12 protein-coding genes and 1 tRNA gene are annotated in these 12,121 nt (G+C 67.4%); 4 read left to right on the top strand and 9 right to left on the bottom strand.

All coding sequences use genetic code 11. The features are described 5' to 3' along the window. The first annotated feature begins 94 nt into the window (after window positions 1-94). Window positions 95-1,714 (top strand): MBOAT family O-acyltransferase, encoded by a 1,620-nt coding sequence (locus U9980_RS02265; protein WP_322766470.1) that lies wholly within the window; start codon window positions 95-97, stop codon window positions 1,712-1,714. 281 nt (window positions 1,715-1,995) lie between these two features. Then, entirely contained in the window at window positions 1,996-3,072 is a 1,077-nt protein-coding gene (locus tag U9980_RS02260) for a DUF459 domain-containing protein (RefSeq protein WP_322766469.1), read from the top strand. Window positions 3,073-3,137: 65 nt separating this feature from the next. Here U9980_RS02260 and U9980_RS02255 read toward each other — a convergent pair whose 3' ends face one another. After that, on the bottom strand, window positions 3,138-3,533 hold the full coding sequence (locus U9980_RS02255; RefSeq protein ID WP_322752663.1) for a hypothetical protein: 396 nt from the start codon (window positions 3,531-3,533) through the stop codon (window positions 3,138-3,140). 104 nt (window positions 3,534-3,637) lie between these two features. Here U9980_RS02255 and U9980_RS02250 point away from each other — a divergent pair, with 104 nt between their 5' ends. Together U9980_RS02250 and U9980_RS02245 are read left to right on the top strand one after the other, a co-directional pair. Next, window positions 3,638-3,865: a DUF4287 domain-containing protein gene (locus U9980_RS02250; RefSeq protein WP_322747623.1), complete on the top strand. Its 228-nt coding sequence runs from the start codon at window positions 3,638-3,640 to the stop codon at window positions 3,863-3,865. Between the two features lie 104 nt (window positions 3,866-3,969). After that, window positions 3,970-4,380 (top strand): PPOX class F420-dependent oxidoreductase, encoded by a 411-nt coding sequence (locus U9980_RS02245; protein ID WP_322766468.1) that lies wholly within the window; start codon window positions 3,970-3,972, stop codon window positions 4,378-4,380. A 52-nt stretch (window positions 4,381-4,432) separates the two neighbouring features. On the opposite strand, the gene U9980_RS02240 is transcribed toward U9980_RS02245, so the two are convergent. The 8 genes from U9980_RS02240 to eno form a co-directional block, all read right to left on the bottom strand. Next, complete coding sequence (locus U9980_RS02240; protein ID WP_322766467.1) at window positions 4,433-5,260, bottom strand: Bax inhibitor-1/YccA family protein; 828 nt, start codon at window positions 5,258-5,260, stop codon at window positions 4,433-4,435. A 427-nt stretch (window positions 5,261-5,687) separates the two neighbouring features. Then, window positions 5,688-5,762: transfer RNA gene (locus tag U9980_RS02235), tRNA-Leu, on the bottom strand. Window positions 5,763-6,220: 458 nt separating this feature from the next. Then, on the bottom strand, window positions 6,221-7,693 hold the full coding sequence (locus tag U9980_RS02230) for an NAD(P)/FAD-dependent oxidoreductase (protein WP_322766466.1): 1,473 nt from the start codon (window positions 7,691-7,693) through the stop codon (window positions 6,221-6,223). 123 nt (window positions 7,694-7,816) lie between these two features. Then, the gene (locus U9980_RS02225) at window positions 7,817-8,665 is read right to left on the bottom strand and encodes a uracil-DNA glycosylase (RefSeq protein ID WP_322766465.1); all 849 of its coding nucleotides are present in this window, start codon (window positions 8,663-8,665) and stop codon (window positions 7,817-7,819) included. A gap of 106 nt (window positions 8,666-8,771) precedes the next feature. Next, complete coding sequence (locus tag U9980_RS02220) at window positions 8,772-9,770, bottom strand: Ppx/GppA phosphatase family protein (RefSeq protein ID WP_322766464.1); 999 nt, start codon at window positions 9,768-9,770, stop codon at window positions 8,772-8,774. Next, window positions 9,767-10,309, bottom strand: a complete 543-nt coding sequence (locus U9980_RS02215) for a DUF501 domain-containing protein (RefSeq protein ID WP_322747617.1) — start codon at window positions 10,307-10,309, stop codon at window positions 9,767-9,769. Before U9980_RS02215 ends, U9980_RS02220 begins: the two co-directional genes overlap by 4 nt. Beyond that, complete coding sequence (locus U9980_RS02210; protein ID WP_322766463.1) at window positions 10,306-10,773, bottom strand: septum formation initiator family protein; 468 nt, start codon at window positions 10,771-10,773, stop codon at window positions 10,306-10,308. Before U9980_RS02210 ends, U9980_RS02215 begins: the two co-directional genes overlap by 4 nt. After that, window positions 10,773-12,059: a phosphopyruvate hydratase gene (gene eno / locus U9980_RS02205; protein ID WP_322747615.1), complete on the bottom strand. Its 1,287-nt coding sequence runs from the start codon at window positions 12,057-12,059 to the stop codon at window positions 10,773-10,775. Before eno ends, U9980_RS02210 begins: the two co-directional genes overlap by 1 nt. Window positions 12,060-12,121 lie beyond the last annotated feature (62 nt).

The raw sequence follows: 12,121 nt of genomic DNA, 5'->3' as shown, positions 1-12,121 counted from the left end.
CCCCCACTGGTGCCCATCGCCCCACCCGTGCACGCTCGACTACCTTAAGTCGAAAACCTGATGCTCAAAGTGACATTCGCGAGGGCGGGTACGGGTGGTCTTCCCTACGATCGAGTTCGCGGCGTTCTTCGCCGTGGTCATGGCAGGCTCCTGGAGCCTGATGCCCCGCCCGCACCTGTGGAAACCCTTCATCCTGGGCACCTCCTACTTCTTCTACGGATATGCTGACAAACGGTTCGTCGCGCTCCTACTCGCCTCGACCGCCCTCAATCAGGCGGCCGCGCTCGCCCTTGCCCGGTGGCGGGACCGGCGCATCCTCATCGCGGCGATCAGCTGCGATCTGGGCCTGCTGGGCTGGTTCAAGTACTACGGATTCTTTGCCCTCTCCGTCGACCGGATGCTCGACCGCATCGGACTGCCGGCGCCACTCCCGCTGCTCCAGGTCGCATTGCCGGTCGGCATCTCATTCTTCACGTTCCAGGCGATGTCATATGTCATCGACGTCCATCGCGGGACCATCCAGCCGGCGAAGACCAGCGACTTCGCCGTGTACCAGGCGTTCTTCCCACATCTCGTGGCCGGGCCGATCGTCCGGGCCAGTGAGTTCATTCCACAGCTGGCCACCCCGCGAGACCCGGACCAGGTGCCGGCCACCCGGGCGATCTTCCTGATCGTCGGCGGCCTCGTCAAGAAGATCGCGCTCGCGGACCTGCTTGCCACGCAGATCGTCGATCCGGTCTTCGACACCCCGAGCCAGCACTCGTCGCTGGAGGTACTGGTTGCCATCTACGGCTACGGCGTGCAGATCTACTGCGACTTCTCCGCCTATTCGGACATGGCCATCGGAATCGCCCTCCTGCTCGGTTTCAGCTTCCCCGACAACTTCGACCGCCCGTACACCGCGGCCAGCCTGCGCGAATTCTGGCGGCGGTGGCACATAACGCTGTCACGCTGGTTGCGGGACTATGTGTACGTACCGCTGGGAGGCAACCGGCACGGTCCTCGGCGCACCTACGTCAACCTCATGATCACAATGATCCTCGGCGGGCTGTGGCACGGAGCTGCCTGGACGTTCGTCATCTGGGGCGCTCTACACGGTGCCGGGTTGGCAGCCGAACGCCGATGGGCCCAGTCCCGCCGCCGACCCGCCGCCCCTGCTGTCATGACCGCCGCTGCTGTCATGACCGCCGCGGCGCCATGGCCGCAGGTGCCGGCGCCGCGAACACCACGGCTGGCCAGCCGCCACTCCGGGACCGACTCCCAGCCCCACCCTCCGGCAACGGTGGTCATCTCCACAGCGACCACCAGCGCGACCACCGCAGTCGCCGGCGGACCCGCCGGCGCCGCGTCCCGGCTGTATTCCGTTGCACGGCCCGTTGCGCGACTATGGTTCGGGCGCCTGGTCGTCTTCCATTTCGTCTGCGCGACCTGGGTCCTGTTCCGCTCCCCCGACGTCGAGGCCGCCATCGACATCTTCGTCCGCCTGGTGAGCGCGCCAGGACCGGCGCCGCTGGTGACCAGAGAGGTCCTGCTCGCCATCGCCACCGGCCTCCTCACCCAACTCACCCCGAAGAGCTGGCGGCTGCATGCGGCGGACGTCTTCTCCCAACTCAGCGTTTTCGGCCAAGCCGTGGTAATCGTCGGGTTCATCCTGATTGCCCACGCGATCGTCGGCCGGCAGGATGTCGCACCATTTATATACTTCCGGTTCTGAGCGCCTGTTCTGAAAACCTGGCCCAAAACAACACGGCCGCGGATGAAAGCAGCGGCCGGCACCGGCAAGGTGGCGAGGGAGAGTAGGTTCCAACCTTGTTGGGGGGCGCGATGAGCGAACAGAAACCGATTCGGGCACCGGAGACCGCCGGGAACACGCACAAGGACCCGAAAAGCCGGACGAAGCCGGACGCCGATATGGCGGCGCCCGGAATGGAACATGTCCGGCGACCGCAGACAGGTCGTACCCGCCGCCTGCCGGGATCCGCGCCGGGGGGCACCGTGTCGGCACGACAGGCGGCCAGGCTCGTCGTCACCAGCCTCAGCCTGCTACTCCTGCTCGACGCCGCCGGCATGGTCCACGCTGGCGAGGGCATGTCACCCGGGCTGACCCGCACCATCGTGCTCGGCGTGGGCCGTCCACTCCACCGGATCACCAACGCCGTCGGGCTCGACGCGATCCCCGGGCTCCTCACCTCGACGTTCGGGCATGACAGGGCCTCGGCACCATCGTCAGAACTGACCGGCACCGATCCGAGGACGCCGCCGCCGGGATTGGAGACCGGCGCCGCCAGCGCCGCCCGTGCAGATGCGGCCGACGGCAGAATCCCGACAGCCCAGCCCTCGGCGGTGTCCGCCGCGTCGCGGGCCGCAGCCCCGGAAACGTCCTCGGCACCGCCATCCGACCCGGCCGGCGTCGCGGCTGCCCCGCGCCGGCCCGACACTGCCACGCCGCTGCGCCTCCTGGTGACCGGAGACTCGCTGAGCGACAGCATCGGGCCGTCGATGGTGAACGGGTCCCACGGCACCATCCACGCCGATACCGACACCCACGCCGGTACCGGCCTGGTGCGTCCGGATTTCTTCGACTGGGCGGCCCAGGCCCGCGCGCAGGTCACCAAGGGCGATCCAGAGGCGATTGTGGTCGCCGTCGGTGGCAACGACGCACAGGGAATCACGCTGCCGGACGGCAGCACCCTCGCGACCGGGTCACCCCAATGGTTGGCCGAGTATCGCCGCCGCGCCATCGTCGTCATGCAGATCTGGTCTTCGGGGGGCAGCCGCCGCGTCTACTGGATGAGTCTGCCCCCCGCCCGCGAACCGAGGCTCAACAACTACTACCACCAGATCTCCGAAGCCGCCGCAGATGCCGCCCGAAGGGTTCCCGGAGTCCGCTTCGTCAACGTCAGCGACCGGCTGTCGAACAACGGGTCTTACAGCAGTTACCTCACCGACGACAGGGGACAGACAGTACTCGCCCGCTCCACTGATGGTGTTCACCTGACGCTTGATGGTGCCGCCATCGTCGCCGATATCTTCGTAAAGGAGATCAACGCCGACTGGCACATGATATCCTGAGACATCTTCCTGGGACGGCTACCTCCACCCGGAAGGCCCGATTATGGTGAATTTACGTCCTTGTTTCAGGGTCGGCGCCCCTCAAGGTCCAGGCGAGCAGCCCGGACGGCCGACCGAGCGCGCTCTGCGATATCACGTCGGCGATCCGAGCAACCGTTGACAACATGACCACGGGTATCGGCGAGCAGCGTCTCAACCAGGTCGGTGGCCAACACGACGATCTGGTCCGCAAGCGCATGGTCGGCCAGACTCGGCGGCCTGACACCGGCCGGCGCGCCAGAGCCCGCTTGATGACCGAGGTCGGCGAGTTCGGCGGCAAGCGCGCGCACCCGATCAGCACGGGTACCCACAGAGGCAGACCGCTGCCGCCAGGAACCCGGCGTCCACCCCTGGATCCGATCGTGCAATCGTCGTACCTCACTGACCAGATCCCCGGCGAACATGAGTTCCACATCGGTCACGGACGAAGGTTATCCCGTGACAGCCGTGGCGGGTCTTGCCGTTGTCCGGCTGGTGGTGCACGCTCCATCCATGGTTCGTTGACCAGTGCGTACTGGAGGCGTCAATGTCGCAACAACGCTCCGAAGAGACCCACCACAGCCTTATCGAACGAATTCCGAGAATCACCGGACATGAGGTCGGCCACTGGCTGGGATGCCTCGACCGCGGGCCGGGCCTGCTTCGTTTCTCCGAGCGCGTGAACTGGCTCCAGGACGAACACGGTCTCCCACACTGCTATGCGGCGGCCGTCGTTCACGAAGCCGATCTACGCAGGCGGGCAATCCGCACCTGACGGCGGTCTCGCCCGAGGTCGGCCTGACACCGAGCCGGCCGAATCCCAGAGCCCACCGGTCGATTCGCACACTACCGTAAGGCCGGTTGCGCGAGAATCGACTCATGGACATCGAGGCAGCGCGGACACACATCCGCGAGAACCATCACGCCGTTCTCGCGACGTTTCGCCGGGACGGCACCCCTCAAATGTCACCGGTCACGGTCGGAGTGGACACCGACGGTGCAGTTATCATAAGCAGCAGGGAACCTGCCTACAAGGTCCGCAACCTGTACCGGGACCCGCGCGCGACTGTGTGCGTCATTCCGGATGCCTTCTACGGGCCGTGGATTCAGGTGAGTGGTCGGGCCCATATCATCTCGCTGCCGGCAGCCATGGAGACCCTCGTCTACTACTACCGCTCACTGTCGGGCGAACACCCCGACTGGGACGATTATCGTGCCGCCATGGTCCGCGACCAGCGCTGCGTGATCAGTATCGAGATCGACAGCGCCGGTCCAGACCACTCCGGCTAGGCCTGTCCGGTGGATATTTGGTCGATGCGATCGAAAATCCGTCGGACAGGCCCTAGCTTCGGAGTTTCGACAACAGACGGAGCATCTCCACGTATACCCAGACAAAGCCGACGAGCAGGCCGAAACCAGCCCGCCAGGCCTCCTCACGAGGCGCACCGCTGGCAATCGCGCGCTCGATGTAGTCGAAGTCGAGGATGAACTGGAGGCTCGCGACCACAAGCACGGCGACGCTGAACAGGATGCCGAGCGGAGAGGCGTCATTGATGACTGGAAGGTGACTACCGGACACGGCCCTGATCACCAGATCGGCCAGGCCGAGCATAATCACACCAAGCAGTGATCCATAGACGATCCGGGTCATCCGAGGGGTCGCTCGAAGCCGGCCACTGCGATACGCCACCAGCATCGCCACGAAGACGACCGCGGTTCCCAGCAACGCCTGCAGCACGATGCCGGAGTAGGCGTCTTCGAAGAACCGCGACACCGCGCCCACGAACAGACCCTCGAGCGCCGCAAAAATAACGATCAACGACGGCTTGAGCCGCTGACTGAACGAGATCACGAAGGAGAGGGCGAGCGCGGCGAACATCGCCACAAACCCGACGGCAGGTGCGGCCGGCGCGATTGCCCAGCCGGCCATCCCGGTGACGGCGGTGATGGCGAACAGCCCCATGGTGTGCATGACGACGTCGTCGACGGTCATGCCGCTCGGCGCCCGGTACAGACCGGAGAGCTGCTCCGGGGTCGGAGTGGGTGGCGCTCCGGCTCCCGACAGCGGATAGCCGCCGGCACCGTACTCGGGCACAGGCGCCGGCGCCGTGGGCCGGCCGGTGAACCCGCGCCGGCTGAACACCGGGTTCGACGAACGCATCTCGGCCATCAGGATACGACTCCTTCCACCACCCGCATCCAGCCGGGCGCATAGATCGTAGCTGCCATCGAGCTCAAGCGACCGCGGCGCAACCCGACCCGATCGACGAGCTCGTCCGAGGCAAGAGTAGAACGCTCCGCGCAGTCACCGTGTTCCACCACCCTGTCTCACCTGGCCGCGCGCCCGCGTGGTCACAGCGCGACGAGGGAGCGAACATCGGACACGACATGCGGGGACGCCGCACTCGAAGGAGGCCGGACCCGATGGCTGCGGCGCCGGAGACCGAAACCAGGTGGTGCGACCGCGTCACACCGGCAGCCCACAAGGCATTCAGATGAATAGTCTGATGGTGGATCGAGATGCCGGCCGGAATGATCCGGCCGGCATCCGACAGTCAGGTACCAGACGGTAGCCAGGTACCACGAGCACATGAATGTGCCGGTGGTCGGAGTCGAACCGACACTCGAGCTGTTTTTAGGACAGCCTCCTCTGCCTGTTGGGATACACCGGCTGGGCTACATCGGAGATGTTTCTACCACGCTACGTAGGATTTGTGAAAGAGACAACATGGAGAAAGTGTGCGGAGTGACTGAACCATCCTGTCTCATAACACATCGTGACGATCAAGACCGGTTTGCCTGCACGAAGTAAAGTGATCGTCACGCTATCCTGTAGCCCGGACCGGTAATCGCGCGGGATCAGCGGATCGTGGCGCAGCCGCCCAACCCGACGTGGGGGGTCCGGCGGTCAGAGCGCCCGACAATAGGGACGTGGATCGGGCCTGGGGCTGGGCCTGGGGCACGCACCTCGCCACACCCAGCCGGCCCCTGACCGATCAGATGGCTCGGACGGATACGCGTCACGCCCGACCCGACTCCGCTCACGGAAATGCCCGCCGTAGTCGCCTACAGCGGGCATCTGGTGCTAATCGTCTACAAGCTGCGCGCCATGGCGCGCCTTGCCGGCAGGTCACGCCACCGACGTTTCCCCGGCCGGCTTGGCCGCCCCCACCGTCCTGGTGGCCGCGGGCTTGCGGCCAGCGGCCACCGAACCGTTGGTCTCACCATGCCCGGCGCTCGTCGATGGAAGCACCGGGGTCGCGGCCGTGGAGCCCTGCCCGCCCGCTGCGGCGGACGGGTTGGCAGCCTCACGGAAACTCGCCCGGGGGTCCGCGAAGGCCCCCAGCGAGACGATCTCCCGCCGGAAGAACAGGGCGAGGGTCCAGTCCGCGAGGACCCGCGCCTTGCGGTTGAACGTCGGCACCCGGCTGAGGTGGTAGGTGCGGTGCATCAGCCACGCCGGCCACCCGCGCAGCTTCATCCCGTACACGTCGGCCACACCCTTGTGCAGGCCGAGTGACGCCACGCTGCCGGCGTACCGGTGCTCGTACGGCGCGATCGGTTCGCCACGGAGATCGGCGAGGATGTTGTTCGCCAGCACCCGGGCCTGACGAACCGCGTGTTGCGCCGACGGACTGGTCGTCGCCCCCTCACCCCTGGTGAGATCGGGAACCGCGGCGCAGTCACCGGCTGTCCACGCCTGCTCGACGCCGTCCACCTGAAGGAACGCCGTCGCCTTGATGCGACCTCGTTCGTCCAGCGGAAGGTCGGTGTTGGTGAGCAGCGGGTGTGCCTTCACCCCGGCCGTCCAGATGATGGTCTCGGCATCGAACTCCTCGCCGCTGTCGAGCACGACGTGTCCGTCGACGAGACTTTTCACGCGGGTATTGACTTTCATTTCAATGCCACGGTGCTCAAGCTGCTTCAAGGTATACAGACCCATCGCCGGCGAAACCTCGGGCAGCACCCGCCCACTCGCCTCGACCATGACCCATCGCATATCCGACGGCGACAGCTCGGGATAGAACTTGCAGGCGTCGCGTGCCATGTCCTCAAGCTCGGCGATTGCCTCGATACCCGCGAACCCGCCACCGATGAACACAAATGTCAGCGCTCGGCGTCGAAGCTGGGGATCGTTACTGGACGCGGCGGAGTCCATCCGCTCGATGACCTTGTTTCGTATGTGGATCGCCTCGGCCACGCTCTTGAAACCGATGCCCAGTTCGGCGAGGCCCGGGATCGGCAGCGTCCGCGCGACAGACCCGGGACACCCGACCAGGATGTCGTAGCGAAGTTCGTACGGTGTGCCCTGGTTCGGTGCGATGTATGCCCGTCGCTGGGCGTGGTTGATGCCGGTCACACTGCCACTGACAACCCTGCAGGCATTCAGCACACTACGTAGTGGCACAACAACATGGCGCGGTTCGAGGTTACCCGCCGCCGCTTCGGGGAGAAACGGCTGATATGTCATGTACGAGTTGGGTTCGACCACCGTCACGGTCGCCTCGCCCTGACGCAGTCGACGCTGAAGACGCAAAGCCGTGTACATACCGACGTAACCGCCGCCCACAACAAGGATGTGCGGAGGATGTCCAAAGCTCATACAAAAAAGGTACTCGCCACCACCGTGCTATGCCTCGTGATGCGCGATCAGCGGTACGGGCATCCGCGTGACATGCACCACGCGGAGATCAACATGATGGCGCCCGCGATGATCGTGGTTCCGTTATTTATCATCGACCGCCACGCCCACGCCGGCCACACCCGCCGCATTGGCGAGCACCGCGTCGAGCATCCCGGCCGTGACCCGTCCGGTGAACGTGTTCTGCTGGCTCGGGTGGTAGCAACCGAGGACAACCAAACCCCCGCCGCGCTCATCGCTGAGAACGACCCGGCTCGCGTGTCCGAATGTCGGGCGGCGCGACGGTACAGGGTAACCGGCCCGTGCCAACGCCGGCCACAGCGCCGTCCACGCAAACCCACCCAGGACAACGACGACGCGCAGCGTTGAGCGCAGGAGTTCGAGGTCCCGGACGAGCCATGATCTACAGACGTCCCGCTCGGTCGTGGTCGGCTTGTTCGCGGGCGGAGCGCAGCGGACGGCTGCCACGACGCGGGTGGCGACCAGGCGCTGACCGTCACCGGCCGACACCGACGTCGGCAGTTGCGCCAGCCCGACCCGGTACAGTGATGCGAACAGCCAGTCACCGCTGCGGTCTCCGGTGAAGATCCGTCCCGTACGGTTGCCGCCGTGCGCGGCCGGCGCCAGTCCCACGATGAGTACCCGGGCGTCGGCAGGGCCGAACGAGGGTACCGGCCGGCCCCAGTAACGCTCATCGGCGAAGGCGGCCCGCCGTTGCGCGGCGACATCCTCGCGCCAGTCGACCAGGCGGGGGCAGGCTCGGCAGACCGACATCCGGGCGTCCAGCTCGGCCGTGTCACCGGCGCCGGCGGCCAGCCGTTCCACCTCGACTGCGGTGAACGCCACCGCAGTCGTGCCCGACGCGGGATCGCCCGGCCAGCCCGAGCCGGGCACGACCGGCCGGCGATCATCGCCCGTACGATCATCGGCCATATGAACATCACTTTCGGTACCGCGGATCCCGTCCACGTCAACAAACCTAGAGCGCCCGGCAACCAACGAGTGGATCAGGGCGCTCAATCGGCCGAACCGGGAGACATCAGCCGAGCAGAGAGAAGGCGATACCGTCGAGGATGTCGTGCTCACTGGCGATCACTGCGGACGCGCCGACTCGCTCGACCAGCGTGCGCATTACCAACGCCCCCGCAACAATCACGTCGACCCGGCCGGGATGCATCACCGGGAGCGCAGCCCGCTGAGCGTGCGACATCGCCGCCAGTCGATAGGCCACAGCGGCGACGTCCGACGCGGCGGTCACCGACAGATGGATGCGGTCCGGGTCGTAACCGGGTAGATCGGCGGCGAGGGCCGCCACCGTCGTGACCGTCCCGGCCACCCCGACGAGCGTCGCGGCGGAGCGGATCGGCACCGTCTGTTCGGCCAGATCGAAAGCGGCGTGCGCGTCCGCCACCACCGCCGCGAGTTGCCCGGCGGTGGGCGGATCGTCATGCAGATGCCGTTCAGCCAGCCGCACGCACCCGATGTTCACCGATCGTGCCGCGTGCACGCCGTCGGCGTCGCCTAGAACCAGCTCGGTCGATCCGCCGCCGATGTCGGCCACCAGGAACGGCTCGGGATGCCCGTGCAGCTCGCCGGTGGCACCGGCGTAGGACAGCGCAGCCTCCTCGTCGCCGGTGATCACCTCGGGATCGATGCCCAGGATCGAGCGCACCCCCGCCACCAGCACGTCCCGGTTGCGGGCGTCCCTGGTCGCGCTGGTGGCCACCATCCGAACCTTGGCGGCACCGAGCCGGTCGATCTCCTTGGCGTAGTCACGCAGCGCCGCGAATGTCCGGTCCAGCGCGTCAGGGGCCAACTCGCCGGTCCGGTCGACCCCAGCTCCCAGTCGGACGATCTCCATGCGGCGGACCAGGGCGTGCAGGCGCGGCGTGGTCCGACCGAGCGCAGGCGTGGTGCTCGCGGCGCTGCCCGTCCCGGCGCTGCCCGTCCCGGTGCTGCCCGCCTCTTCGCTGACCGCCTCGGCGACCAGCAGCCGGATCGAATTGGTGCCGCAGTCGACCGCGGCCACGCGGGTCATGGCAGATCAGCCTCTCGTTCCGTGGTGGGGTCGGGTCCGGCGTGCACGCACGGCCCGCGGACCCCCCAGTCGGCCATGAGCTCCAGCGCCTCGTCGCCGAACGGGTTCACCCCCGAACCAGCCACCAGGCTGTGCGCGACCAGCACGTGCAGGCACTTCACCCTGGTCGGCATACCACCGGCGCCCGGTGCGCCGGGCAGCTCGCCAAGGGCGTCGCGGCGGGCCAGATAGTCCCGGTGTGCTCTGTCATATCTGCAAGCAAGATCGCCGCCGTGGATGCGGTCGGCGGCGAGCCGCTCGGTCATCTCCCGCATCAACCCGGACGCCTCCAGCCGCCCGATCGCCGACGCCGCCCGCGGGCAGGTCAGGTAATACAGCGTCGGGAACGGCGTGCCGTCCTCCAGCCTTGGCCTGGTCTCGACCACGTCCGGCAGGCCGCAGGAGCACCGATGGGCAACCCGGTGCATCGCCCGCGGCGCCCGGCCAAGCTGGCGTGCGACAACCGCGCAATCCTGCGGGCCGACGAGATCGCCGGTCATCGCGGCGTGGCCGACGGGCTCGGCGCCGTCACCGGCTGGCGGGAAGCCGCCTGACCAGCGCCTGGCGCGATACCCGCGGAGGGCGCTCCCGCGCCGACCGTGTCCGACCACAACCGCGAGAACCACGGTGCCTCGGCTGCGGCGGCGCCGGGGGTCGGCACCGGGGATGACGGCACCGCTGCCGCTGCCGGTGCCAGGTAGACCGTCTCCCCCGGCTGGGTGAAGTGCAGCCGCGTCCTGGCCTCATCCCGGGTCCATTCGGGATCATCGTAGCCGGCCACCGCAGTCTTCAGGGCCTCCACCCGTTTGTGCTGGTCGGCGTTTTGCGCGGCGAGCCCGTTGAGCTGGCTCTGCTGCTGGAGGTACAGCCGCAACGGGTAGGCGAGGGTCAGTATGAGCACGCAGATCACCACCACCAGCAGGGTCATGCGGGTGGTCAGTGCGGTTCGGCGTGCCCCTGCCATCAGCCGGCCGTCGACGACCAGCGCGGGAAGGCCGCGGCGCCACCGTAACGGGCGGCGTCGTCGAGCTCCTCCTCGATGCGCAGCAGCTGGTTGTACTTGGCGACCCGTTCGCTGCGCGCCGGGGCACCGGTCTTGATCTGCCCGGCGTCGACGGCAACCGCGAGGTCTGCGATGGTCGTATCCTCGGTTTCACCCGATCGGTGCGAGATCATGCACCGGTAGCCGTTGCGATGCGCAAGCGAGACCGCGTCCAACGTCTCGGTCAGGGTACCGATCTGGTTGACCTTGACGAGTAGCGCGTTCCCGGCCTTCTCCGCGATGCCCCGGGAGAGCCGCGCCGGGTTGGTGACGAACAGGTCGTCACCAACGAGCTGCACGGCATCACCCAGGCGTGCGGTGAGCTGCACCCATCCAGTCCAGTCGTCCTCGGCGAGCGGGTCCTCGATCGACACGATCGGGTAGGCCGCGACCAGCTCGGCGTAGTAGTCGCTGAGGTCCTCGGCGGTACGCGTGGTGCCCTCGAACCGGTAGGAGCCGTCCGAGAAGAACTCGGTCGAGGCCACGTCGAGAGCAAGGGCGATGTCCTGCCCGGGCCGGAACCCCGCCTTGCCGATGGCCTCCACGAGCAGGTCGAGCGCGGCCCGGTTGGTGGGCAGGTTCGGGGCGAAACCGCCCTCGTCACCGACGGCGGTGGCCAGCCCCGCTGCCTTGAGCACGCCCTTGAGGGCGTGATACGTCTCGGTGCCCCACCGCAGGGCCTCGGCAAAGGTCGACGCCCCGATCGGGGCAATCATGAACTCCTGGATGTCGACGTTGGTGTCGGCGTGCGCGCCGCCGTTGACGACGTTCATCATCGGCACCGGTAGCAGATGCGCGCCGGGACCACCCAGGTAGCGGAACAGCGGCAGGGCCGACGCTTTCGCGGCGGCTTTGGCGACCGCGAGGCTCACCCCGAGGATGGCGTTCGCCCCCAGATCGGACTTGTCCGGCGTACCGTCCAGGTCCAGCAGGGTGAGGTCGAGAATGCGCTGCTCGGTGGCTTCCAGGCCCAGGATCTCGGGCTCGATGCGGTCGATGATGCCGGCGATCGCCTTGCCGACGCCCTTGCCGCCGTAGCGGTCGTCGCCGTCACGCAGCTCGACCGCCTCGAAGGCGCCGGTACTCGCGCCGCTGGGTACGGCGGCGCGGCCGAGGGTGCCGTCGTCCAAGACGACCTCGACCTCCACGGTGGGGTTGCCACGCGAGTCAAGGATCTCGCGGGCTCGTACGGCCTCGATGGACGGCACGGGTTTCGACCTCCGGGGTGACGCATCCGACGGGACTGTGGCGAGTGCGTGGGCCGGACGGA

It is taken from the genome of Protofrankia sp. Cr1 (assembly GCF_963555865.1).
Lineage (GTDB): Bacteria > Actinomycetota > Actinomycetes > Frankiales > Frankiaceae > Protofrankia.
The sequence above is the reverse complement of the archived record's forward strand: the minus strand, read 5'-3'. Positions and strand labels throughout refer to the sequence as shown.

Coding starts and splice junctions, on each gene's coding strand:
- U9980_RS02220 (WP_322766464.1), bottom strand. CDS start 9,770: ATGACCCGCGTGGCCGCGGTCGACTGCGGCACCAATTCGATCCGGCTG.
- U9980_RS02230 (WP_322766466.1), bottom strand. CDS start 7,693: ATGAGCTTTGGACATCCTCCGCACATCCTTGTTGTGGGCGGCGGTTAC.
- U9980_RS02240 (WP_322766467.1), bottom strand. CDS start 5,260: ATGGCCGAGATGCGTTCGTCGAACCCGGTGTTCAGCCGGCGCGGGTTC.
- U9980_RS02210 (WP_322766463.1), bottom strand. CDS start 10,773: ATGGCAGGGGCACGCCGAACCGCACTGACCACCCGCATGACCCTGCTG.
- U9980_RS02250 (WP_322747623.1), top strand. CDS start 3,638: ATGTCGCAACAACGCTCCGAAGAGACCCACCACAGCCTTATCGAACGA.
- U9980_RS02225 (WP_322766465.1), bottom strand. CDS start 8,665: ATGGCCGATGATCGTACGGGCGATGATCGCCGGCCGGTCGTGCCCGGC.
- U9980_RS02245 (WP_322766468.1), top strand. CDS start 3,970: ATGGACATCGAGGCAGCGCGGACACACATCCGCGAGAACCATCACGCC.
- U9980_RS02215 (WP_322747617.1), bottom strand. CDS start 10,309: ATGACCGGCGATCTCGTCGGCCCGCAGGATTGCGCGGTTGTCGCACGC.